Below are 23,722 nucleotides of genomic sequence, written 5' to 3' on the forward strand. Positions count from 1 at the left end.
GGTGACGTCAGAGACGGCGGAGTCCACTCAGCACCCTTTCCAACAGCGCGTGGTCGGGCTGGCCGGTGCCGTGACCGGTCCCGTACACACGGATCTTTCCCTGGTCGGCCAGGTCGCTGAGCAGCACCCGGACCACGCCCAGCGGCATCTTGAGCAGCGCCGAGACCTCGGCGACGGTACGCATGCGCCGGCACAGCTCGACGATGGCCCGCATCTCCGGCATGCCGCGCGGCGCGCTTCCCCCGTCCGTCAGCTCCTTGGGCTGTTCGCCGGCTTCGAGAGCGGCGACGAACGTCTCGACCAGCAGCACATGGCCGGAGCGCGTGCGCCCGCCGGTGAGCGAGTACGGCCGGACCCGGGCGGGCCTGCGGTCGGCGGCGCGTACGGGGAGACCGCGCACCGGCTCGGCGGCCGGGGTCATCGGGTGCTCTCCATCGATGTACGCAACTCGTCGCGCAGTTCGGGGGTGAGCAGATGTCCGGCGCGGCCGACGAACAGCGCCATGTGGTAGGCGACCACGCTCATGTCGCAGTCCGCCGTGGCGTGCACGCCGAGGAGCGAGCCGTCGCTGATCGACATGACGAAGACGCTGCCGTCGTCCATGGCGACCATGGTCTGCTTGACCCCGCCGCCGTCCATCACCTTGGCCGCGCCGTGGGCGAGGCTGCCGATCCCCGAGACGATGGTCGCGAGGTCGGCGCTGGAGCCGCGCGGGCCTTCTCTGGGGGTGGTGGGGGGCGCGGTCGCCTCGGCGTTCCGCTCCGGGTCGGAGGAGAGCAGCAGGAGTCCGTCGGACGAGACGACGGCCACCGCGTGGACCCCTGGCACCTCCTCGACGAGGTTGCTCAACAGCCAGTGCAGGTTACGGGCTTCGCTGCTCAGTCCGAATGTACCGGTCGCAGTCAACTGCGTGCCTCCTCGACTGTTTCCCCCGTCTCTCCGGTGTCTAGCTCCGACCGCCGCGGGGGTGCTGTCCGGCCCGGGGGGTCGGTGTCTTCCCGCTGGTCGTCTTCCCGCTGATCACGCTGGTAGCGCTGGTCACGATCATCGGGGCCGTCCTGTTCGTCGCGTCTGCCGCTTTCTTCGCGTACGTCCGCTCCATCGGCTTCATCTCGTACGTCGGCTTCATCGCGCTCGGTCAGCTCGGCCTCGACGTCGCGGCGGCCTTCGATGGCGCCCTTGTGGAAGCCGCCGAGTCTGCGGCGCAGGGCCTCCGCGTCGACGCTGCCGGTGCGACCGCTGGGCGCCTCGGTGGGTTTGACGATTCTGGGGGTGCGCTTGGGAAGGCCCTTGTCGGTGATGCGTTCCCCGGCCGGGGACTCGCCGGGCTCGTCCGCCTCTTGAGCGGGCTCGCCGGGCTCGTCCGCCTCCACCGGCTCGGCGGGCAGCCGCATCACGAAGGTGTCCTGATCGGTGCCGGTGGTCTCCGGCTCTCCGTCGGCGGCACGGTCGTGGCGGTCGGGCTCGGGCGCGGAAGTGGGTGCGGGCGCGGCAGCAGGTGTGGGCAGGACCACCGCGGCCTCCGCCTGCGCGGCCTCCGCCTCCGCCTTGAGGATCGCGGCCTCCGCCGCGACCACCATCGGGTCGACGTCCGGACGTCCGGGCAGCGCGTTGGAGTTGGCCTCCGCCGCCGACCCCGGCAGGCTGATCACGGGAGCCGCGCCGGCCGGCCGGGCCTGGTGCGGTACGGCGGGCGGCGGGGCCGTGGGGAGCAGCGCGGGCGGCAGCACGACGACGGCCGCCACCCCGCCCTGCTGGTGCTCCCGCAGCTCGACCCGCACGCTGTGGCGCGCGGCGAGCAGCGCGGCGACACGCAGCCCGAGCCCCTCGCCCTCCGCGGCGCCGGGGCCGAGGGCGCCGCGCGGGGCGCCGCCCGCACCGTCTCCGTACGCCTGTGTCCTGGCGTCGCGCGGCAGCTTCTCGTACACCTCGGGGCTCTCCGGCTCCGCGAGCCGCGCGTTGAGGTGCGCGAGCCGCTCGGCGGACATGCCGATGCCCTGGTCCTGGACGGAGAGCACCACCTCGCCGCTCTCCAGCATCCAGCCGGAGAGCTGGACCTCGGCGTCGGGCGGCGAGAACGACGTGGCGTTCTCCAGCAGCTCGGCGACGAGATGGCTGAGGTCGTCGGCGGCGAAGCCCGCGACCTGGGAGTGGGACGGCAGGGACTGGATGGTGACCCGCTCGTACCGCTCGATCTCACTGACCGCCGCGCGCAGCACGTCCACCAGCGGTACGGGTCCCGTGGAGCCGTGGCCGTGCTCGTGGCCGGCGAGGACCAGCAGGTTCTCGCTGTGCCGGCGCATCACCGTGGCCAGGTGGTCGAGCTTGAAGAGGGTGGCGAGCCGCTCCGGGTCCTGCTCGCGGTCCTCCAGCCCCTCGATGACGCCGAGCTGGCGCTCCACGAGACCGAGGTTGCGCAGCGAGAGGTTGACGAAGGTGTGGTGGACGGTGTGGCGCAGCCGCTGGAGCTGGGCGGCGAGTTCGCTCGTACGCTCCTGGAGTTCGGCGCGCTGCCCGGCGACCTTCTCGCGCGCGCCGATCAGGTCGGTGCGGTCGCCGGACAGTTCCTCGGCGCGGGAGGAGAGGTCGAGCAGCTGGCCGTGCAGCAGGTTGAGGGAGCGTACGACCTGCGCGAACTCGTCGTTGCGGCCGGTGAAGCGGATGGGCTCCTCGGTCGCCGGCGCCGTGGCGATCCTGGCGGCGCCGATGCGTACGACGGCGAGCGGCCGGGTGAGCGTGCGGGCGACGGCGGTGGAGACGCCGACGGCGATCACCAGACAGCCGCCGAGCAGGGCGATGCTGAGTTCGAGGGCGGTGACCTCGTCGTCGCGCAGCTTCTCCAGCCGCTCGACCTGGCTGGAGCCGAGGCCGGACTCGACGCCGCGCATCTGGTCGATCCGGGAGGAGAGCGCGGACTCGACCTTCTCCGGATCGGCCTTGCGGTCGGACTCGGACAGCTCGGGCCGGTCGGTGAGCCGGGTCAGGAACGCCTCGGCGGTCTTGACCTCGGGGCCGGTGACGGTGGCGGTGAGGGACTCGCGGGCGGTGGCGTTCGCGGTCTGGTCGAAGTCGGCGAGGGCCGCGAGTTCGCGGACCCGGGACTTCTGGGCCTCGGCGCTGAGTTCGTCGCGGAGCTGGTCGTACTTCTTCTTGTCCGCGTCGTCCCGCGACTCGACGGGCAGGCCCGTGATCGAGTCGTACGTGGGCGTGGCGTCGGTGGGCTGCGGTACGGCGAGCGCGGCGAGCAGCAGACCCCGGGTGGCGGACGCCTGCTCGACGGCGCGGCCGAGCGCGGCGGGCGCGCGGGTGCTGTCGGCGGCGTCGGCCGGGGTCCTCTCGGCGAGCTGGTCGGCGAGGGCCTGGAGCTTGGCGATGACCTCGGAGTAGGCGCGGTACGCCTCCAGCGCGGAGCCCTTGCCGGTGAGGGCGGTACGGCGGATGGAGGGAACGGTGCCGAGGTCGCGCAGCAGACCGGGCGAGGCGGCGGAGACGGCGCGGATCTCCTCGATCTGCCGGTCCACGCGGGCGCTTCGGGTCTTGGTGATCTCGTACGTGCCCTTGTCGCCCTTTCCTCCGGCGGTGTCGCCGGAGCCGGACGAGTCGGCGGGCTGCTCGTCGCGGCCCGCCGCGATGTAGACGACGACCTCGTCGCGTTCGTCCGCGAGGGACTGGGAGAGCGTGATGGCCTGCTGGTCGAGCGCGGCGAGGTTGGCCAGGTTCTGGGCGTCGTTGAGGTCCTCGGAGGCGCGCAGGATCGCGGGCGCTCCGGCCGCGACGACGGTGACGCCGACGAGGGCGACCCCCAGGACGAGCCGGTTGCGTACCCGGGCCCGGCGTCCCTTGCCTTCCTCGGGGCGCGCCGTGCCCTCCCCGGTGCGTCCCGTGCCCTTCCCGGGCGCGGCGGCGCCGCCGGAGCCGGCCGGCGTCTTCACCGCTTCACCGGCCTCACCCGGGGATCCGTTCTGTGTGCTGCCATTGCCCCGAGGCCGCTTCTTCTGCACCGGTGCTCACATTCTTGACTCGTCCGCCCATGAAGCAGAGGTGACAACCGGTCACTTACGAGAGAACCCCCACCCCTGGTACGGCGTTCGACCATTCCAGCGCTTCCTGGAGGGAGGCGCGCATCGGCCGCTCCGCCACCTGAACGAGTGAACATCACGAAGGAGTTGACGAACAACTCTTCCCCCATGGCGCGGCGCTTGAACATGTCGCGCCGGGTGGACCTTCGGGTCGGCCTTTGGCAAGATGCCCGCCCGCAGCTTCCGGGGGCCGCGCGGCGCCGTTCGGGCACTCTTCCCCACGGGTCGCCCAGGGGCCTGATTCTGACCGAATGACAGCGGTTGACCTGGGGCTACGGCCGGACCGACACGGTATGGAGACTCCGTGAAGGAGCCATGTCGACGGTCGGGGCAATCGTGCAGACTGGGGCACATGCGCATCGAACTCACCACCGCCCCCGGCACCCCCTCCCGCCCCAACGAGGACTGGACCACCGTGGCCGTCCCCGCAGGCGGTGCGGGCGGTGTCCTGGTGGTCCTGGACGGGGTGACCCCGCCGGCCGGTGACGACGGATGTGCGCACGGTGTGCCGTGGTTCACGGCGAGACTCGGCGGGGCGCTCGCGGAACTGTCCGGTTCACGACTGGATATGACCCTGGCCGATGCCCTGGCGGCGTCGATCCGGCGGACGGCGGACGCCCACCGTGACACCTGTGACCTTTCTCACGTGCGCACACCCCAGGCCACGGTCGTCATGGCGCGCTGGGGCGCGGACGACGTGGAGTATCTGGTGCTCTCCGACTCCACTCTGCTGCTGGAGTCCCCCGACGGAGAGGTACGGGCGGTCCTCGACGACCGGCTGGACCGCGTCCCGCGCGAGGTGCTGCGCTCGGTCGCCGCGACGGACGCGCTGCGCAACGCGGAGGGCGGCTTCTTCACCGCGGCGGCCGACCCGGCCGTCGCGGCGCGCGCCGTGACGGGCCGCACCCCGGCCGCGCGGGTCCGCTCCCTGCTGGCCATGACGGACGGCGCGACCCGCTGGGTGGAGGTCTTCGGGGAGGGGAGCTGGGCGGACTGCCCGGCGCTGGTACGGAAGCACGGCGCGCGGGAGCTGGTCGACCGGGTGCGGGCGGCGGAGTCGGCGGATCCGGACGGGGTGGCGTTCCCCCGGGGGAAGCGCGGGGACGACGCGACGGTGACGTACGTGGAGCTGTGAGGACGTACGCGCGCCCGGCCGCCCCGTCCGTACCCGTATATATCTGTCGCCCCGTCAGTACTTCGTCAGTCGCCCCGTCAGCTGTCGGCCATCGGCCGTCAGCTCTCGGCGGCGACGTTGAGCTGGCGGAGCAGCCGGGCCAGTTCGGCGATCTCGTCGCGGTCCCAGTCGGCGAGCTTCCGCACGTACCGTTCGCGGCGCGCGTCGCGGACCCGGCGGAAGCGGGCCCGGCCCTCCTCGGTGATGCGGACGAGGGAGGCGCGGCCGTCGGCGGGGTCCGGCTCGCGTACCAGCAGCCCCAGCTCCTCCAGGGCGCGCAGCTGACGGCTCATCGTCGCCTTGCCGACCCCGAAGTAGGCGGCCAGCTCGGTGGCCCGCTGGGAGCCGCTCTCCTCCAGCCGTACGAGGAGTCCGTACGCCGCGGGCTCCAGCTCGGGATGGACCTCGCGCGCCATCTCTCCGGAGTTGGCGCGGGCGCGGCGCAGAAAGACCGCCAGCTCCCGTTCCAGAGCCAGGAATTCGTGGTCCACACCACTCCCCCGGTTCGGCCCGGAGTCATTTGTCATACCGCTTCTGTGCACGTCAGCACCCATCGCGCGCTTTCCCGCTCCTGAAAGTTTCTTTCACAGACGGCCATTGCCGCAGCTCGGTAAGTATTTCGCAGGTTTATACCAACGGCAGCAGCGTGGCTCTCTTCCATCGTGCGGGTCTACGTGCGTAGCGTCGGTGTGGGCAGCTCTTTCGTATCCCCACTCCTGCCCGGCTCCCGCCCCGTACTCGCCCACGCTCCCCCTCACGGGTCCCTTCGGTGATCCCCAGCACGGCCAACACACCGGAGGGCTCGCGGGGCCTGTCATGAGTTCCCCCCACCGAGGTCTTCGGAGGCACGCCAATGCCCGCGCACAGATCCGGACCGTCCCGCCGCCGCCCGCTCGTCGCGGCGGCCACCGCCCTCCTCGCCACCGGCGCGCTGCTGCTCACCCACCCGGGAGCCGCGAGCGCGTCCGACACGCCCGCCGACACCGACCCGCCCGTCGGCACCCCCGCCGGCCTCGACCCTCCGACCGACGCCCTGACCGACGCCCCCGCCGACCCGGAGCCCCCGGCCGGCACTCCCGCCGACGCCGACCCGCCGACCAGCACTCCCGTACGAGGCTCGGCCCATATGGGCATGGGCGTCGTCGAGCACGACGGCGTGGGCGGGCTGCCCCGCTCCGATCGCGTCGCCCAGACGGAGGGCGTGGACGTCTCCAGCCACCAGGGCAACGTCGACTGGGCGGCCCTGTGGAACAGCGGCGTGAAGTGGTCGTACAACAAGGCCACCGAGGGGAACTACTACAAGAACCCCTACTTCACGCAGCAGTACAACGGCGCCTACAGCGTCGGCATGATCCGGGGCGCCTACCACTTCGGCACCCCGAACGACTCCAGCGGCGCCAACCAGGCCAACTACTTCGTCGACGGCGGCGGTGGCTGGTCGCGCGACGGCAGGACCCTGCCGGGGGTGCTGGACATCGAGTGGAACCCGTACGGCGCGCAGTGCTACGGGAAGACGCAGGCCCAGATGGTGGCCTGGATCCGGGACTTCCTCACCACGTACAAGTCCCGTACCGGCCGTGACGCCGTGATCTACACGGCGACCAGCTGGTGGAAGACCTGCACCGGTGACTACGCGGGCTTCGGCGACACGAACCCGCTCTGGATCGCCCGCTACGACACGACCGTCGGCGAACTGCCGGCGGGCTGGGAGTTCCAGACGATCTGGCAGTACACGTCGACCGGCCCCATCGTCGGCGACCACGACCGGTTCAACGGCGCCCCGGACCGCGTCGTCGCACTGGCGAACGGCTGACGGCACGGCGCACCCCGTACGAGGGCGGCCGGCCGGAACATCATGTTCCGGCCGGCCGCCCTTCGCCGTTCGAGCAGCCCTTCGCCGGTCAGGCCGCCGCGGGGACCGGAACGTCCGCCGGGGAGAGGGCGATGTCCAGGACCTGGCGGACGTCCGTCACCGGGTGGACCTCCAGCTTGTCGAGGATCTCGGCGGGGACGTCGTCGAGGTCGGCCTCGTTGCGCTTGGGTATCACCACGGTCGTGATGCCCGCGCGGTGGGCGGCCAGCAGCTTCTGCTTGAGGCCGCCGATGGGCAGGACCCGGCCGGTGAGGGAGACCTCGCCCGTCATGGCCACGTCCGTACGGACCAGCCTGCCGCTGAGCAGGGAGGCCAGCGCCGTCGTCATGGTGATGCCGGCGCTCGGCCCGTCCTTCGGGACCGCGCCCGCCGGGAAGTGGATGTGGACGCCCCGGTCCTTGAGGTCGGCGACCGGGAGTTCCAGCTCGGCGCCGCGCGAGCGCAGGAACGACAGCGCGATCCGGGCCGACTCCTTCATGACGTCACCGAGCTGTCCGGTCAGGGTGAGCCCGGAACCGCCCGTCTCCGCGTCCGCGAGGGACGCTTCCACGAAGAGGACGTCGCCGCCCGCGCCGGTGACCGCGAGGCCCGTGGCCACGCCCGGCACCGCCGTGCGCCGCTCGGCCGGGTCCTGCGCGGACTCCGGTACGTGGTGCGGCCGGCCGATCAGCCCGCGCAGGTCGTCGGCGCCGAGGGTGAACGGCAGCTCCCGCTCGCCGAGTTCGTGCTCGGCCGCGACCTTGCGCAGCAGCCGGGCGACGGACCGCTCCAGGTTCCGTACGCCCGCCTCGCGGGTGTACTCGCCCGCCAGCCTGCGCAGGGCGTCGTCCGCCAGGGTGACCTCGCCGGGCTCCAGGCCCGCGCGCTCCAGCTGCCGGGGCAGCAGGTGGTCCCGGGCGATGACGACCTTCTCGTCCTCGGTGTAGCCGTCCAGCCTGACCAGCTCCATACGGTCGAGCAGCGCCTCGGGGATGGCTTCGAGCACGTTGGCGGTGGCGAGGAACACCACGTCGGACAGGTCGAGTTCGACCTCCAGGTAGTGGTCGCGGAAGGTGTGGTTCTGTGCCGGGTCGAGGACTTCGAGCAGCGCGGCGGCCGGGTCGCCCCGGAAGTCGGAGCCGACCTTGTCGATCTCGTCGAGCAGGACGACGGGGTTCATCGAACCGGCCTCCTTGACCGCGCGGACGATACGGCCCGGCAGCGCGCCGACGTACGTACGCCGGTGGCCGCGGATCTCCGCCTCGTCCCGTACGCCACCGAGCGCGACCCGGACGAACTTGCGGCCCATGGCGTGCGCGACGCTCTCGCCCAGCGAGGTCTTTCCGACGCCGGGCGGGCCGACGAGGGCCAGCACGGCGCCGCCGCGCCGGCCGCCGACCACGCCGAGGCCGCGCTCGGCGCGGCGCTTGCGCACGGCCAGGTACTCGGTGATGCGCTCCTTCACGTCGTCCAGGCCCGAGTGCTCGGCGTCCAGGACGGCGCGGGCGCCCGCGATGTCGTACGCGGCGGTGTCGTCGGTCCGCTCGTTCCACGGCAGTTCGAGGACGGTGTCCAGCCAGGTGCGGATCCAGGAGCCCTCGGGGCTCTGGTCGGAGGAGCGCTCCAGCTTGTCGACCTCCTTGAGGGCGGCCTCGCGCACCTTGTCGGGCAGATCGGCGGCTTCGACGCGGGTGCGGTAGTCGGCGGACTCGTCCTCGTCGCCCTCCCCGTTCAGCTCGCGCAGCTCCTTGCGGACGGCGTCGAGCTGGCGCCGCAGCAGGAATTCGCGCTGCTGCTTGTCGACGCCCTCCTGGACGTCCTTGGCGATGGACTCGGCGACATCCTGCTCGGCGAGGTGCTCGCGCAGCTGCTCGGTGGCGAGCTTGAGGCGGGCGACCGGGTCGGCCGTCTCCAGCAGCTCGACCTTCTGGGCGGTGGAGAGGAACGGCGAGTACCCGGAGTTGTCCGCGAGCGCGGAGACGTCGTCCATCTGCTGCACCCGGTCGACCACCTGCCAGGCGCCGCGCTTCTTGAGCCAGTCGGTGGCGAGCGCCTTGTACTCCTTGACCAGCTCGGTCACGGAGCCGGGCAGCGGCTCGGGCGTGATCTCGTCGACGCCGGTGCCCTCCACCCAGAGGGCCGCGCCGGGCCCGCTCGTACCGGAACCGATCCGGACCCGGCGGCGGCCGCGGATCAGCGCGCCGGGGTCGCCGTCGGAGAGCCGGCCGACCTGCTCGACGGTGCCCAGCACGCCGGTGGCGGCATAGGTCCCGTCGATCCGCGGCACCAGCAGCACCTCGGGCTTCCCCGCGCCGCCGTCACCGCCATCACCGGCGCGCGAGGCCGCCTGCGCGGCCTCCACGGCGGCGCGGACCTCGGCGTCGGACAGGTCCAGGGGCACCACCATGCCGGGCAGGACGACCTCGTCGTCGAGCGGCAGCACGGGAAGCGTGAGCGATGTGGACGTGACAGCCATGGTCTCCCCTTCGGCAAAGCAATCGGCGTCAAGCAAGTTGAGCTATACCGACTCAATGCTTATGAGTGCCTGGATGTTCCCCCGGCCACGTTCGCTCTGAGCGATCGCGTGCGGTCACCGGAGCCGGAGCCCGACCCGGCGCAGCGCGGGCCAGCAGGCGACGCCGACGAGGAGGGCCACCGGATGGCCCCAGCCGGTGAGCGGGTCGTCGAACTCCAGCAGTTCCTGGAGCAGGGTCACGCCGACCGCGCCGAGGAGGATCCATCGCGGGAGCGGGGCGAGCAGCCCGGCCAGTGCGCCGATGCTCGCCATGAGGCCGAAGCTGATGCCGTAGTCGAGTCGGTGCAGGGAGGTCACGGGCAGTTGGCCACCGGCGACCGAGATCCCGACCGGGATCTCGGTGGCCAGGGTGGCGACGACATGGCCGAGCAGGAAGACCCCGGCGGTGCGCCAGCCGCCGATCCGGCGCTCCAGCGCCGTCAGGACGAGGACGAATCCGACGGCGTACGGGGACGCCAGGCCCCCGGCGACCCAGAGCGCGCTGGCGACCAGGACGAGGACGGGGGTGTGGGCGAGGTGGGCGGCGTCCGTGCTGGAGGCGCGCAGCAGGGCGGAGACGGTGTCCCGTTCCGCGTACTCGGCGAAGAGCGAGGTAGCGATCAGGAGGAGGGCGTACCAGAAGGTGAACGGGGTCCGGACGGGCCCCGGCAGCAGCAGCCGGGCGTGCCGCAGGGCCAGGGGCGTCCGGCACTGCCGGCCGGTGGTCGGCGCCTCCCCGAGCGGCTCCTCTTTAAGGAGGTCCGCTTCAGGAAGGTTCCTTTTAAGGAGGTCCGTGGAAGCGGCCTCTTCTGGAGGGGACGCTTCCGCGCGCACGGCGGGGCGGGGTGCCGGTACGGCGTCCAGTCGCGGCGCTGGGGCGGCGGCGCCCCCGTCGCCCGTACCCGTACGCGTCGTCTCCAGCCGTTTCACCGTCGGCGGCTCCTTCCACGGGGGACTCTCAGAGAACGCGACAGCCACGTCCCCCGTCTATGACGGGGGACACACCCTCCATCATCGGTCAACCCCGGCCCGGCGCGTCGCGTCCGGCACCGGCCGGAAACGGGTTGGCTCAGCAGATGGCCCGCGGCCAGGATGGCGTCGTCATCCGCCGACATCACCGCCAGACGGAGAGGCCCCGAAGCATGTCCGCACCCGCGTCCGCGTCCGTTTCCGCCACGACTTCCTTCCCGACCGGCCACCCCCACGATCCCGGCGCCGAGCCCGTCACGCTCGACCGCCGCGACGGCCCGTACGGCGAGGTCGTGCTGCGCCGCCGGGGCGCGCGTCTGGAGATCATCGCCAACGGCTGCTTCCTGATGGACACCTCGGACGGCCGCTCGGAGCGGCTGCTGATCGACGCGGCGCTGCGCGCGCTGCCCGAGGAGTCGCGCGGCGCGGCGGCCGGGGCGCGGCCGTCCGTGCTGGTCGGGGGGCTCGGCGTCGGCTTCTCCCTCGCGCACGCCGCCGCCGAGGCGCGGTGGGGACGGATCGTGGTCGTGGAGCGCGAGAAGGCGGTGATCGACTGGCACAGCGACGGGCCGCTCGGCGCGATCTCGGGGGCGGCGCTGGGCGACGCGCGCACTGTGATCCTGCACACCGACCTCGTGGAGTACCTGCGGACGACCACGGACCGTTACGACGCACTCTGTCTGGATATCGACAACGGGCCCGAATGGACCGTCACCGAGGACAACGGGAATCTCTACTCGCCGGCCGGACTCGCCGCGTGCCGGGCGCGGTTGAATCCGGGCGGTGTCCTCGCCGTTTGGTCGGCGAACCCCTCTCCGGCCTTTGGCGAAGCGTTGCGGAATGCCGGGTTCACAGGGGTAAGGGCGGAAGAGGTGCCGGTTGCCCGAGGCGTACCCGACGTGGTCCATCTCGCTGTTCGCACTGCGTAGCCGGGAGGCTCCCGCTGCATCTACGCTGCTCCCGACACATGGGTCTGCATACTTCATGCAGATCGTGGAACAAGGATCGCGGAACGCGTACCAGGGGCGGGCGATGGAGCAGACACAGACCAGCCACAACGGAGTCGCCGCGACGCCCGGCGCGCAGCGCCGGATTCTCGTCGTCGAGGACGACGCGACGATCGTGGACGCCATCGCCGCGCGGCTGCGGGCCGAGGGCTTTCTCGTACAGACGGCGGTGGACGGTCCGGCGGCCGTCGACGCCGCCGAGGGGTGGCAGCCGGACCTGATGGTCCTCGATGTCATGCTGCCGGGCTTCGACGGTCTGGAGGTCTGCCGGCGCGTCCAGGCGACGCGCCCGGTGCCGGTGCTGATGCTGACGGCGCGGGACGACGAGACCGACATGCTGGTCGGGCTCGGGGTCGGCGCCGACGACTACATGACCAAGCCGTTCTCCATGCGGGAGCTGGCGGCCCGGGTGCATGTGCTGCTGCGCCGGGTGGAGCGCGCGGCGCTCGCCGCTGTGACGCCGCGCAGCGGCATCCTGCGCCTGGGCGAGCTGGAGATCGACCACGCGCAGCGCCGGGTGCGGGTGCGCGGCGAGGACGTCCATCTGACACCCACCGAGTTCGACCTGCTGGTCTGCCTGGCGAACACGCCGCGCGCGGTCCTCTCCAGGGAGCAGCTGCTCGCCGAGGTGTGGGACTGGGCGGACGCCTCGGGCACCCGTACCGTCGACAGCCACATCAAGGCGCTGCGCCGGAAGATCGGTGCGGAGCGGATCCGTACGGTGCACGGCGTCGGATACGCACTGGAGACGCCCGCTCCATGACCCGGCCCGCGTCCGAGCGGCTCCCGCACGACCCGGCCCCGTCCGCGCGGCCCCACGCCGAGCGGCCCCCGCGCGACGAGCGGGGCGCCGCGGCCCCCCGCTGGGAGGACCGCCGCCGCCAGCGCGCCGGGGCGGCGCCGCGGCGCGGCGCGCGCTTCGCGGCCCGCCTCGGGGCGCTGCTGGGCCTCGGTCCCGGCACCGCCAGGCTCCGGCTCTCCATCAAGGCCAAGCTCGGCACCCTCGTCGTCATCTCCGTCCTCATCACCACCGGACTGCTGGTGGTGGCGCTGCGCACGGAGACCGAGCTGCGCTTCATCACGGTCTTCTCGATGATCGCCACGCTGCTGATCACCCAGTTCGTGGCGCACGGGCTGACCGCGCCGCTGGACGAGATGAGCACGGTCGCCAAGAGCATCTCGCACGGCGACTTCACCCGGCGGGTGAGCGGCTCCGACCGCCGGGACGAGCTGGGCGACCTCGCCGCGACGATCAACCGCATGGCCGACGACCTGGAGGCCGAGAACCAGCACCGCAAGGCGCTGATCGCCAATGTCTCCCACGAGCTGCGCACCCCCATCGCGGCCCTGCGCGCCGTGCTGGAGAACGTGGTCGACGGGGTGACGGCCGCCGATCCCGAGATGATGCTGACGGCGCTGCGGCAGACCGAGCGGCTCGGCCGGCTGACGGAGACGCTGCTCGACCTGTCCCGGCTGGACAACGGGGTCGTACCGCTGCGCGCGGGCCGTTTCGAGGTGTGGCCGTATCTGTCCGGGGTGCTCAAGGAGGCCAATCTGGCGGCCTCGCAGCGCCGGCCGGTCTCCGGAGTCTCCGGCTCGGTCAATCACACCCGTACAGATGTTCATCTGCATCTGGACGTCTCGCCGCCGGAGCTGACCGCGCACGCGGACGCGGAACGCCTCCACCAGGTCGTCGCCAACCTCATCGACAACGCGGTCAAGCACAGCCCGCCGCACGGCCGGGTCACCGTGCGCGCCCGGCGCGGCGGCGGCCCGGAGTCGCTGGAGCTGGAGATCCAGGACGAGGGGCCCGGCATCCCGGAGCAGGAGCGGCACCAGGTCTTCGAGCGGTTCAACCGGGGTACGGCGCCCTCGCCGCACGGTCCGGGCAGCGACGGCGGTACGGGGCTGGGGCTGGCGATCGCCCGCTGGGCCGTCGATCTGCACGGCGGGAACATCGGTGTGGCCGAATCGGAACGCGGCTGTCTCATCCGGGTCACTCTGCCGGGAGCACCCCGGCCTCGTGGTTGACGTAGAGTTCGAAGGGTTCGAAGCGAAAACGCACGATCTCCGGGTACGGAGTCGGGGACCGGCGGGGCTACGGGCCGTGTACCGGCCGTGGCCGGGTCGATTTGTCTTCCCGGCGCAGCGGAACCTGGCTTGTTTCCCGCCAATTCATACGCTGAAACCCGCCGTCCGATGTGACTTGCACGACGATGGCACGCCCGGTCTGCATGTGTCGGCCCGGTAGGCGTAGCCTTGATTCCCGCTGTCCATCACCTTGTGAAGCGGAAGAGGGCGGTTCACGCCGTGTCGTCTCAGTCCCCCAGTAACGCGAGCATCTCGACCGACGAAGACGGGCAGGGCAAGAACCCTGCCGCGGCCTTCGGAGCCAATGAGTGGCTTGTCGACGAGATCTACCAGCAGTACCTCCAGGATCCGAATTCGGTCGACCGTGCCTGGTGGGACTTCTTCGCCGACTACAAGCCGGGCACCTCCGGTACGGCGGAAAAGTCCGGCGACGCGTCCGCAGCCGCGGGGGCTGCGGTACCCACCGCCTCGCCCGCCGCACCGGCCCAGGCACCCGCCGCGCCCGCCGCGAAGCCCGCCGCCGCCGCTCCGGCGCCGGTACGGGCCGCCGCTCCGGCGCCCGCCCAGGCACCGGCACCGGCCCCGGCCGCCCGGCCCGCGCAGGCGGCCCCGGCGCAGGCGGCACCGGCACCGGCCGCTCCCGCGCCCGCCGCGAAGCCCGCCGCCGCTCCGGCGCCGGCCAAGGCGAAGCCCGCCGCCAACGGCGGTGCGGCCGCCGAGGCGCCCGCCGGTCCCGAGTTCCTGACGCTGCGCGGCCCGTCCGCCGCCGTCGCGAAGAACATGAGCGCCTCGCTGGAGGTGCCCACCGCCACGTCGGTGCGCGCCGTCCCGGTGAAGCTCCTCTTCGACAACCGCATCGTCATCAACAACCACCTGAAGCGTGCGCGGGGCGGCAAGATCTCCTTCACGCACCTCATCGGGTACGCGATGGTGCAGGCGATCAAGGCCATGCCGTCGATGAACTACTCCTTCGCGGAGAAGGACGGCAAGCCGACCCTGGTGAAGCCGGAGCACATCAACTTCGGTCTCGCCATCGACCTGGTGAAGCCCAACGGCGACCGCCAGCTCGTCGTCGCCGGCATCAAGAAGGCCGAGACGCTCAACTTCTTCGAGTTCTGGCAGGCGTACGAGGACATCGTCCGACGCGCCCGGGGCAACAAGCTGACGATGGACGACTTCACCGGCGTCACCGTCTCGCTGACCAACCCCGGCGGCCTGGGCACCGTCCACTCCGTACCGCGGCTGATGCCCGGTCAGTCGGTCATCATGGGCGTCGGCTCGATGGACTACCCGGCCGAGTTCCAGGGCACGTCGCAGGACACCCTGAACAAGCTGGGCATCTCCAAGGTCATGACGCTGACCTCGACCTACGACCACCGGGTCATCCAGGGCGCCGCCTCGGGCGAGTTCCTGCGGATCGTCAGCCAACTGCTGCTCGGCGAGAACGACTTCTACGACGAGATCTTCAAGGCGCTGCGCATCCCCTACGAGCCGGTCCGCTGGCTCAAGGACATCGACGCGTCGCACGACGAGGACGTCACGAAGCCCGCCCGGGTCTTCGAGCTGATCCACTCCTACCGGGTGCGCGGCCATGTCATGGCCGACACGGACCCGCTGGACTACCTCCAGCGCAAGCACCCCGACCTCGACATCACCGAGCACGGGCTCACGCTGTGGGACCTGGAGCGCGAGTTCGCGGTCGGCGGCTTCGCCGGCAAGTCGATGATGAAGCTGCGCGACATCCTGGGCGTGCTGCGCGACTCGTACTGCCGCACCACCGGCATCGAGTTCATGCACATCCAGGACCCGAAGCAGCGCAAGTGGCTCCAGGACCGCATCGAGCGCGGCGCGCACGCCAAGCCGGAGCGCGAGGAGCAGCTGCGGATCCTGCGCAGGCTCAACGCGGCCGAGGCGTTCGAGACGTTCCTCCAGACGAAGTACGTCGGCCAGAAGCGCTTCTCGCTGGAGGGCGGCGAGTCCGTCATCCCGCTGCTCGACGCGGTGATCGACTCCGCCGCCGAGTCGCGTCTCGACGAGGTCGTCATCGGGATGGCCCACCGCGGCCGACTGAACGTCCTCGCGAACATCGTGGGCAAGTCGTACGCCCAGATCTTCCGCGAGTTCGAGGGCAACCTCGACCCGAAGTCGATGCACGGCTCCGGCGACGTCAAGTACCACCTGGGCGCCGAGGGCACCTTCACCGGTCTGGACGGCGAGCAGATCAAGGTCTCGCTGGCCGCGAACCCCTCGCACCTGGAGGCGGTCGACCCGGTCCTGGAGGGCATCGTCCGCTCCAAGCAGGACATCATCAACAAGGGCGGTACGGACTTCACGGTCCTGCCGCTGGCGCTCCACGGCGACGCGGCCTTCGCGGGCCAGGGCGTCGTCGCCGAGACGCTCAACATGTCGCAGCTGCGCGGCTACCGCACCGGCGGCACCGTCCACATCGTGATCAACAACCAGGTCGGCTTCACCGCCGCCCCGGAGGCGTCGCGCTCCTCCATGTACGCCACCGACGTGGCCCGCATGATCGAGGCGCCGATCATCCATGTGAACGGTGACGACCCGGAGGCCGTCGTCCGCGTCGGACGGCTCGCCTTCGAGTTCCGCCAGACGTTCAACAAGGACGTCGTGATCGACCTCATCTGCTACCGCCGCCGCGGTCACAACGAGGGCGACAACCCGCAGTTCACCAACCCGCAGATGGTCCGCCTGATCGACAAGAAGCGCTCGGTGCGCAAGCTCTACACCGAGTCGCTGATCGGCCGCGGCGACATCACGCTGGAAGAGGCGGAGCAGGCGCTCCAGGACTTCCAGGGGCAGCTGGAGAAGGTCTTCGCCGAGGTCCGCGAGGCCACCTCGCACGCCGGTCCGACCCATATCCCCGATGTCCAGGCGGAGTTCCCGGTCGCGGTGACCACGGCGGTCTCCCAGGAGGTCGTCAAGCGGATCGCCGAGTCGCAGGTCAACATCCCGGACACGGTCACCGTCCACCCGCGTCTGATGCCGCAGATGCTGCGCCGCGCCTCCTCCGTGGAGGACGGCACGATCGACTGGGGCATGGGCGAGACCCTCGCCATCGGCTCGCTGCTGATGGAGGGCACCCCGGTCCGGCTCTCCGGCCAGGACACCCGTCGCGGTACGTTCGGCCAGCGCCACGCGGTCCTGGTCGACCAGGGCACCGGCGAGGACTACACCCCGCTCCAGTACCTGACGGAGGAGCAGGCCCGGTACAACGTCTACGACTCGCTGCTCAGCGAGTACGCGGCGATGGGCTTCGAGTACGGCTACTCGCTGGCCAGGCCGGACGCGCTGGTCATGTGGGAGGCGCAGTTCGGTGACTTCGTCAACGGCGCGCAGTCCGTCGTGGACGAGTTCATCTCCTCGGCCGAGCAGAAGTGGGGCCAGACGTCCGGCGTCACGCTGCTGCTGCCGCACGGCTACGAGGGCCAGGGCCCGGACCACTCGTCCGCGCGTCCCGAGCGCTTCCTCCAGATGTGCGCGCAGAACAACATGACGGTCGCCGTGCCGACCCTGCCGTCGAACTACTTCCACCTGCTGCGCTGGCAGGTCCACAACCCGCACCACAAGCCGCTCATCGTCTTCACCCCGAAGTCGATGCTGCGTCTGAAGGCCGCGGCGTCCACGGCGGAGGAGTTCACCACCGGCGGCTTCCGCCCGGTGATCGGCGACGAGGGCGTGGACCCGAACGCGGTCCGCAAGGTCGTCTTCTGCACCGGCAAGGTCTACTACGACCTGGACGCCGAGCGGCAGAAGCGCGGCGTCACGGACACCGCGATCCTGCGTCTTGAGCGCCTGTACCCGCTGCCGGGTACGGAGCTTCAGGCCGAGATCGCCAAGTTCCCGAACGCCGAGAAGTACCTGTGGGCGCAGGAGGAGCCGGCGAACCAGGGTGCGTGGCCGTTCATCGCGCTCAACCTGATCGACCACCTGGACCTGGCGGTCGGCGCCGACATCCCGCACGGCGAGCGGCTGCGGCGCATCTCGCGCCCGCACTCCTCGTCGCCCGCGGTCGGCTCGGCCAAGCGGCACCAGGCGGAGCAGCAGCAGCTGGTCAGCGAGGTCTTCGACGCCTGACCCGCGTCCGTACGAACCGTCAGGGCCCGGCCCCGCGAGCTGATCGCGGAGCCGGGCCCTCCGGCGTGCGGTACGTCCCGGACGGCCGACGACCGGGTCAGATGTGACCGGGTCAGACAGCCGGGTCAGACGATCGGCGGTTCGAAGTCCCAGTACGGGCGGTTGCGGGAGCGGGCCGTGACCGTATGGACATGCTGCGCGCCCAGCGTCGCCACCAGGTCGTCCAGCGCCTCCCCCTCGACCTTCTCGGCGCGCTGCCGGTCCCGCAGCGCCCGCAGGTCCGCCGCGTGGGCGATCCGGGCGGAGAGCGTCAGCGGGTGGGTGCGGCCGAGGGTCTCGGTGGCGCGGGCGATGGTGTCGCCGGTCAGCTCGGCGGCGCCCTCCGGGTCGCCCACGAGGTTGCGCAGCGCGGAGGCGTTGATGGCGCAGCCCAGCGTCCAGGGGTGGCGCTCCCCCACCGCCCGCGCCATGTCGGTCAGGGAGTTCTCCATCTGGACGTGGGCCTGGTCGCGCTCGCCGACGTTGCGCAGGATCAGCGCGTGGTTGGCGCGGGTGCCCGCGAGGAAGGGGTGGCCCTCGCCGAGCATGTCCAGATAGCCGGAGACGACCTTCTCGCTTATCTCCCTGGCCTGGTCGATGTCGCCGTGCTCGCGGGCGAAGCAGCTCTGGGAGGCGGCGAACATCATGGTCAGCGGGTCGTGTTCGCCCAGGACCCGTTCGCAGCTCTCCAGGACCTGGGTGAACAGCGCGGCCGCCCTGCCGCGTTCGCCCGAACGGTAGTGGCACAGCGCCAGGTTGTGCTCGGCGCGCAGCGTCTGCGGGTTGTCCCGGCCCATCACGATGCGGTGGACCCGGACGCTCTGCGACTGGAGCGACTCCGCCTCGTTGTAGCGGCCGAGGAGCCGCAGGTCGGTGGCGTAGTTGATCTCCGAGAAGAGGGTCCAGCTGTGGCGCGGGCGCAGCAGCAGCCGACGGGCCTCCAGGGTGCGCCGGTTGAGGTCGAGGGACTCCTGGTACCGGCCGAACAGCCGCAGGGTGACGGCCAGGTTGTTCTGCGCGTTGAGGGTGCGGGAGTCCTGTTCGCCGAGGAGTTCGCGGTACGAGGCGACGAGCCGGCCGGAGATCTCGTACGCCTCGTCGTAGCGGCCGAGGCCGCGCAGGTCGGCGGCGAGTCCGCCCGCCGCGCGCAGGTACTCCAGGTCCTGCGGGCCGCGCTCGGCGCGCAGATGTTCGGCGGCGGCGCGCTCGATGGCCTCGGTGCCCGCGTAGTCGCCGACGGCGCGCATCAGATTGGCGTAGTGGTAGCTGAGGTCCCAGATCCTCGCGTGGGTGTCGCCGAGGAGCCGCCTCCAGGCCGCCATGGCGCGTCTGCCGAGGTTGATGCCGGCCTTGTACTCGCCGGACAGGTACATGTAGCGCAGACAGTTGAGGACCAGGGCGTGCACCCCGGGGTCGGTGCTCTTGAGGACGTCGGCCCACTTCAGATGCGGGGTGATCTCCGCGTACCGGGGCCACAGCCGGGTGTCGGTGGGGCGGCCGGGGTCGGCGGCGACCAGGGCGCGGCGGACGACCTCGATGAAGTCCTGGTGGTCCTGGGCGGGCATGTCCTGGTGGACGATCTGGTGGACCATGCGGTGCATGTAGAGGGTGTCGCCGGCCGATCCTGTCCCGGTCTCGCCCACCTGGTCCCTGACCTCGCGCTCGCCGACCCCGGCGGCGCGCACCACCGCGTACTGCCGGAGCTTGTTGATCGCGCGGGTCCAGCGCACCGGGTCGTCGACCAGGCCCCGGAGCTTCTCCGGGAGGGTGTCGGCGGGCAGGTCGCGCACCAGCCGTACGGGGATGGCGCCCGGCGCGAAGAACGTGCACAGGCGCAGCAGGTCCACGGATTCGGGGACGGTCTCGCGGAGCTTGTTGAGCAGTATCGACCAGCCGGTCTGGAAGGCGAGCGGGAAGTCTGCGGAGACCCGTACGACGTCCTGGTCGATGCCGCCCCTGAGCAGCTCGATGTACTGGTCGACGGACATGTCGGAGTCGTTGAGCCAGCCGGCCGTCTGGTCGAGCAGCAGCGGCAGGTCCTCCAGCGCGACGGCGAGCTGCGCCGCCTCCCGGTAGGTGAGGCGCGGGGCGCGGCGGCGGACGAACGCCACGGACTCCTCGCGGTCGTAGACCGGGACCTCCATCAGGGTGCTGTTGTGCTCGCCCCACTCCGGGTTGCGGGCGGTGATCAGCACATGGCCCGGTCCGGTCGGCACCAGGTCCCAGATCTGGTCGGGCTCGTCGGCGCCGTCGAGGACCAGCAGCCAGCGGCTGTACGGGTCGCCCCGGCGCAGCGCGTCGCGGGCGGCGCGCAGCCGTTCGCCGTATTCGACGCCGGTGGACAGGCCCAGCGCCGGGGCGAGTTCGGCGAGCCGCTGGCGGCAGGTGACGCGCTTGTCGGCGGCGACCCACCACACGACGTCGTACTCGGCGCCGAAGCGGTACACGTACTCGGCGGCGAGCTGGGTCTTGCCCACGCCCGACATGCCGTGGAGGGTGACCACTCCGGCGCCCCGGCCGGCCTGCTGGAGCCCGTCGTACGCGTCGCCTAGCAGTGCCTCGCGGCCGGTGAAACGGGTGTTGCGGCGGGGCACGCCGCCCCATACGTCGGGGATGTCGGCCGGGTAGCGCGGTCCGCGCCGGGGGTCGCCGTGCGCGGGCGGCGGTTCGGTGGACAGCCCGAGGCGGGTGAGCACGCGCCGCTCGGCCTCCGACTCACCGACGGTGGTCAGATCGGCGGCGGCGAAGACGGTGGTGGCGCTGGGCAGCGCGGAGGTGGTGACGGTGACGGCGGCGAACCGGCCGGGGTCGGCGGCCACCACCTGGCGCAGGGCGGTGTTCCACTCGTCGTGGCTGCGCGGGCCGAGCTGGAAGTACCAGTCGCTGAGGACGACGAGGACGGGGCCGGGCGCGAGCAGCAGATCGCGCAGGCACTCCTCCAGTGTGATGTCGTCCGGCGGGTCCCACCGCTGGTAGACGACCGAGAGGCCGCGCCGCTCCAGGCGGTCCCCGATCCAGGCTGCCCAGGCCCGGTTGAACCCGGCGAAACTGATGGTGACAACCTGCGGCCCGGTGGCTCCAACTTGCTTGTGTGCTCCGGGCATTCAACCGTCTCCCTGCGTCGTCATACGCCCTTTTAACATACCCCGCCACCCCATGGAGCGATCCTGTCGCGCGCCGCTTTACGTTCCGTTCCTTTGGCGCCAGATCATCCGTGCCGTGCGCACGTATGCCTCGGCCCTGGCGCGGTGTCCGGCCGGTGGCGGGCTGTCGGCGAGCCGGTGGTAGACGGCGATCATCTCGTTGACGAGCACGCGTCCCTCGCGGGTCAGGGCGCCGGAGCCGGCGAGTACGGGCAGGACGGCGCCGACCTGTTCGCGGCAGCGGGCGTGCTCGGCCCAGGCCAGGTCGCGCCGGGAGAGCCGCTCGGCGCCGAGGGCCAGCCGCTGCCAGTAGTCGGCGAGCGCGAGATGGGAGTAGGCGCCCTGGAGGAGTCCGTCGAAGGGGCGCAGGTCGGAGCGCCAGGGGGCGAAGTGCCGTGGTGTGGCGTCCTCGTGGTGCAGCGGGACGAGGGCGCTGAGGGCGGCGAGTTTGGTGTGCTGGAGTTCGTGCACGAGGGTCGAGGCGAGGAGGGCGGCGGTGGCGGGCTTGCTGCTGAGGACCGCGCCGAACGCCTCGCGGCGGGTGGCGCTGCACTGCGCGGGGCCGTCGCCGGAGGGCGCGGAGCCGGGCGGCGGACGCAGCGGTACGAGGCAGCGCAGCAGGGCCGCCGCCTCGGCGGGGCGGTGTGGGCCGCCGGCCGCCAGCGCGGGCCCGGTCAGCGCCCACAGCCGCGCCCAGGCCGCGCGCTCGGCCGGGTCGGGTCCGGTGGCGGCGGAGAGCCCGTGCCGCTGGGGGCCGGGGGCCGCGACGCGGTACGGGTCGAGGTCGTCGAGGTGGACGGGCGGCGCGCCGTCCCGCAGCGGCGGCAGGGTGAGCACGGGCAGCCAGCGCGGGTCCTCGGAGCGCGGGCCGTCGCCGTCCGCCTCCAGGACGACGGGCGCCGCGCCCGCCTGACGTACCGTCACGCGCGAGTCCGCCAGGGTGATGTCGAGGGGCGACGATGCTCCCCGGCCGGTGCGCAGCGCGCCCAGGGTGGGCAGGACGAGGGGCCCGGCGGGGGCGGTGAGCCGCGCGCTGAAGGGCAGCCGGGCCCGGATCGCGGCGGCGGCGGCCAGCGCGCCGAAGTGCGCCAGGTCGGCGGCGAGTTCCGGGGTGGGCGCCGGGGAGGTGAGCCCGCGCAGACAGCGCTGGGCCCAGGGTCCGGTGAGCGGGTGCAGCAGGACGGTGCGTACGGCGGCGCGGTCGGCGCGGTCGGCCGCCTCCAGCAGCGCCCAGTGCTCGCGCGGCCCGGCGGCGGCCGCGGTCGGGCGGACGGCGGCCGGGGCGTCGGCCGCCGCGTCGAGCAGGGCGCGCAGCAGGATCAGCCGGCGGGTGTGCTGGTCGCGTACGAGCAGCCCGAGGGCGTCCGTCCCGCCTTCGGTGCGGCCGAGTTCGCGCAGCGCCCGCTCGGGGACGGCCGGGCTCACCGGACGGCTCCCGCGACTCCTGCGGCTCCCGCGGCTCCCGCGAGGGCGGCGGCGACATGGCGGATCAGCCGGTCGAGGTCGGCGCAGTAGACGGACGGGTGCCTGAAGCCCTCCCCGGCGCGGTAGCGGTGGGCGTAGTGGCCGCCGCCGCACACCGTGAGCAGCGGGCAGGCGCGGCAGCCGTCGGCGAGCGCCGCAGCGCCGGCCTGGCGGGCGGCGATCCCGGGGTGGCGCAGCGCGTCGTCGAAGGTGTGGCGGAAGACGTCGAGTCCGGTGGCGGCGGCCGTGTCGTAGGCGGATTTGAGGGAGTCGACCTGTTCGATCGCGCCGTCCGTCTCGACCACGACGGCGTTGAGGGGGTCGAGTCCGAGCGATTCGGTGGCGCCGGGCAGTCCCAGCAGCAGCGCGAGGCACTCCTCGAAGAGCCGGATCCTGGTCTCCCGGTGCCCGGCCCGCCACCAGCGGTCGAAGACGGTGGTCAGCCAGTCGCCGTACGGGGTGGGGCGGCCGGGGTCGCCGAGCCGGTGCGCGGGCAGGCCGGGCGGCGGGCTGGTCCAGTTGCCGTGCGGGAGCAGCAGGTCGATCGCGGGCGGGCGCAGTTCGAGCAGCGACTCGTACATCTCGACGGGGTCGGTGCGCGGGTCGACGACGGTGAGGATGCCCGCGTACGCCTGCGGGTGGTGCGTGGCGAGCAGCCGGGCGCCGCGTGCGGCGGCGGGCCAGGAGGGGCGGCCCGCGTGGTCGGTGCGCAGGGTGTTGTGGGCGGCCCGGCCGCCGTCGAGGCTGATGCCGACGCGGATCGCGTGCCGGGCGAGGGTGGCGGTGCGGCGCTCGGTGAGCAGGGTGCCGTTGGTCTGCACGGTGACGGCGACCGTACGGCCCGCTCCGGCCCGCTCCCGTACGTCCCGCGCGAAGGCGGCCAGCCGGTCGGCGCCCGCGAGCAGCGGTTCGCCGCCGTGCAGGACGAGGGCGAGGTCGCGCAGTCCGTGGGCGGCGGCGTGCTCGGCGATACGGGTCGCGGCGCGCTCCAGCACCTCGGGCGACGCGGCGGCGGGGCGGGCGCGCCAGCCGCGGTCGGGGCCCGCGTACAGGTAGCAGTAGCGGCAGGCGAGGTTGCAGCGGCCGTGCACCTTCACGATGAACTGGCCGAAGGGCACGGGACGTCGGACGCCCACGGGCGCTGCCGTGCCGCGCGGTCGAGTCACGTCCCTACCCCCCATGCCGTACGGCCTCCGGGGCGGCGATTCGCGGCGGTTCGGCCGTGGGCCTGTTTCCCTCGGCCCCCGGGGAGGCAAACCCGCCACGGGTCAGGTTGTCCTGTTCGACGGCT

At 72.3% G+C, this 23,722-nt stretch carries 15 protein-coding genes; 6 read left to right on the forward strand and 9 right to left on the reverse strand.

Annotation, left to right across the window (positions count from 1 at the left end; all coding sequences use genetic code 11):
- Window positions 1–7: 7 nt before the first annotated feature.
- Genes OG627_RS09920 through OG627_RS09930 form a run of 3 tightly spaced genes read right to left on the reverse strand, consistent with a single transcriptional unit; the run spans window position 8 to window position 4,001 of the window.
- Window positions 8–421, reverse strand: coding sequence for a DUF742 domain-containing protein (locus OG627_RS09920; RefSeq protein WP_329063509.1), 414 nt, complete (start codon window positions 419–421; stop codon window positions 8–10).
- Window positions 418–906, reverse strand: coding sequence for a roadblock/LC7 domain-containing protein (locus tag OG627_RS09925; protein ID WP_329063511.1), 489 nt, complete (start codon window positions 904–906; stop codon window positions 418–420). Before OG627_RS09925 ends, OG627_RS09920 begins: the two co-directional genes overlap by 4 nt.
- Window positions 903–4,001, reverse strand: a complete 3,099-nt coding sequence (locus OG627_RS09930) for a nitrate- and nitrite sensing domain-containing protein (protein WP_443073440.1) — start codon at window positions 3,999–4,001, stop codon at window positions 903–905. The genes OG627_RS09925 and OG627_RS09930 overlap by 4 nt, the downstream gene beginning before the upstream one ends.
- A gap of 430 nt (window positions 4,002–4,431) precedes the next feature.
- Here OG627_RS09930 and OG627_RS09935 point away from each other — a divergent pair, with 430 nt between their 5' ends.
- On the forward strand, window positions 4,432–5,214 hold the full coding sequence (locus tag OG627_RS09935) for a protein phosphatase 2C domain-containing protein (protein WP_329063515.1): 783 nt from the start codon (window positions 4,432–4,434) through the stop codon (window positions 5,212–5,214).
- A gap of 98 nt (window positions 5,215–5,312) precedes the next feature.
- On the opposite strand, the gene OG627_RS09940 is transcribed toward OG627_RS09935, so the two are convergent.
- On the reverse strand, window positions 5,313–5,780 hold the full coding sequence (locus OG627_RS09940) for a MarR family winged helix-turn-helix transcriptional regulator (protein WP_329063517.1): 468 nt from the start codon (window positions 5,778–5,780) through the stop codon (window positions 5,313–5,315).
- 326 nt (window positions 5,781–6,106) lie between these two features.
- Here OG627_RS09940 and OG627_RS09945 point away from each other — a divergent pair, with 326 nt between their 5' ends.
- Window positions 6,107–7,066 (forward strand): lysozyme, encoded by a 960-nt coding sequence (locus OG627_RS09945; protein WP_329063519.1) that lies wholly within the window; start codon window positions 6,107–6,109, stop codon window positions 7,064–7,066.
- An 88-nt stretch (window positions 7,067–7,154) separates the two neighbouring features.
- Here the strand turns inward: OG627_RS09945 and lon are convergent, their stop codons facing one another.
- Both lon and OG627_RS09955 read right to left on the reverse strand, forming a co-directional pair.
- Entirely contained in the window at window positions 7,155–9,581 is a 2,427-nt protein-coding gene (lon, locus tag OG627_RS09950) for an endopeptidase La (RefSeq protein ID WP_329063521.1), read from the reverse strand.
- A 114-nt stretch (window positions 9,582–9,695) separates the two neighbouring features.
- Window positions 9,696–10,550 (reverse strand): rhomboid-like protein, encoded by an 855-nt coding sequence (locus OG627_RS09955; RefSeq protein ID WP_329063523.1) that lies wholly within the window; start codon window positions 10,548–10,550, stop codon window positions 9,696–9,698.
- Between the two features lie 212 nt (window positions 10,551–10,762).
- Here OG627_RS09955 and OG627_RS09960 point away from each other — a divergent pair, with 212 nt between their 5' ends.
- The 4 genes from OG627_RS09960 to OG627_RS09975 all read left to right on the forward strand — a co-directional run bounded on the left by OG627_RS09960 (window position 10,763) and on the right by OG627_RS09975 (window position 17,785).
- A complete protein-coding gene (locus OG627_RS09960) occupies window positions 10,763–11,518 on the forward strand; it encodes a spermidine synthase (RefSeq protein ID WP_329063524.1) in 756 nt (251 codons plus the stop codon).
- A gap of 103 nt (window positions 11,519–11,621) precedes the next feature.
- On the forward strand, window positions 11,622–12,359 hold the full coding sequence (locus OG627_RS09965; protein ID WP_329063526.1) for a response regulator transcription factor: 738 nt from the start codon (window positions 11,622–11,624) through the stop codon (window positions 12,357–12,359).
- Window positions 12,356–13,627, forward strand: coding sequence for a HAMP domain-containing sensor histidine kinase (locus OG627_RS09970; protein ID WP_329063528.1), 1,272 nt, complete (start codon window positions 12,356–12,358; stop codon window positions 13,625–13,627). The genes OG627_RS09965 and OG627_RS09970 overlap by 4 nt, the downstream gene beginning before the upstream one ends.
- A gap of 279 nt (window positions 13,628–13,906) precedes the next feature.
- Window positions 13,907–17,785, forward strand: coding sequence for a multifunctional oxoglutarate decarboxylase/oxoglutarate dehydrogenase thiamine pyrophosphate-binding subunit/dihydrolipoyllysine-residue succinyltransferase subunit (locus OG627_RS09975; RefSeq protein WP_329063530.1), 3,879 nt, complete (start codon window positions 13,907–13,909; stop codon window positions 17,783–17,785).
- Window positions 17,786–17,910: 125 nt separating this feature from the next.
- On the opposite strand, the gene fxsT is transcribed toward OG627_RS09975, so the two are convergent.
- The 3 genes from fxsT to OG627_RS09990 form a co-directional block, all read right to left on the reverse strand.
- A complete protein-coding gene (gene fxsT, locus OG627_RS09980; protein ID WP_329063532.1) occupies window positions 17,911–20,928 on the reverse strand; it encodes an FxSxx-COOH system tetratricopeptide repeat protein in 3,018 nt (1,005 codons plus the stop codon).
- Between the two features lie 78 nt (window positions 20,929–21,006).
- Window positions 21,007–22,392 (reverse strand): aKG-HExxH-type peptide beta-hydroxylase, encoded by a 1,386-nt coding sequence (locus tag OG627_RS09985; RefSeq protein ID WP_329063534.1) that lies wholly within the window; start codon window positions 22,390–22,392, stop codon window positions 21,007–21,009.
- Complete coding sequence (locus OG627_RS09990) at window positions 22,389–23,612, reverse strand: FxsB family cyclophane-forming radical SAM/SPASM peptide maturase (RefSeq protein WP_443073441.1); 1,224 nt, start codon at window positions 23,610–23,612, stop codon at window positions 22,389–22,391. The genes OG627_RS09985 and OG627_RS09990 overlap by 4 nt, the downstream gene beginning before the upstream one ends.
- Window positions 23,613–23,722: the final 110 nt, after the last annotated feature.

The organism is Streptomyces sp. NBC_01429 (assembly GCF_036231945.1).
Lineage (GTDB): Bacteria > Actinomycetota > Actinomycetes > Streptomycetales > Streptomycetaceae > Streptomyces.

Excerpts from the sequence above, each read along its gene's own strand:
- OG627_RS09945 (WP_329063519.1), top strand. The coding sequence starts at position 6,107 with ATGCCCGCGCACAGATCCGGACCGTCCCGCCGCCGCCCGCTCGTCGCG.
- OG627_RS09920 (WP_329063509.1), bottom strand. The coding sequence starts at position 421 with ATGACCCCGGCCGCCGAGCCGGTGCGCGGTCTCCCCGTACGCGCCGCC.
- lon (WP_329063521.1), bottom strand. The coding sequence starts at position 9,581 with ATGGCTGTCACGTCCACATCGCTCACGCTTCCCGTGCTGCCGCTCGAC.
- OG627_RS09990 (WP_443073441.1), bottom strand. The coding sequence starts at position 23,612 with ATGGGGGGTAGGGACGTGACTCGACCGCGCGGCACGGCAGCGCCCGTG.
- OG627_RS09965 (WP_329063526.1), top strand. The coding sequence starts at position 11,622 with ATGGAGCAGACACAGACCAGCCACAACGGAGTCGCCGCGACGCCCGGC.
- OG627_RS09970 (WP_329063528.1), top strand. The coding sequence starts at position 12,356 with ATGACCCGGCCCGCGTCCGAGCGGCTCCCGCACGACCCGGCCCCGTCC.
- fxsT (WP_329063532.1), bottom strand. The coding sequence starts at position 20,928 with ATGCCCGGAGCACACAAGCAAGTTGGAGCCACCGGGCCGCAGGTTGTC.
- OG627_RS09940 (WP_329063517.1), bottom strand. The coding sequence starts at position 5,780 with ATGACAAATGACTCCGGGCCGAACCGGGGGAGTGGTGTGGACCACGAA.
- OG627_RS09960 (WP_329063524.1), top strand. The coding sequence starts at position 10,763 with ATGTCCGCACCCGCGTCCGCGTCCGTTTCCGCCACGACTTCCTTCCCG.
- OG627_RS09935 (WP_329063515.1), top strand. The coding sequence starts at position 4,432 with ATGCGCATCGAACTCACCACCGCCCCCGGCACCCCCTCCCGCCCCAAC.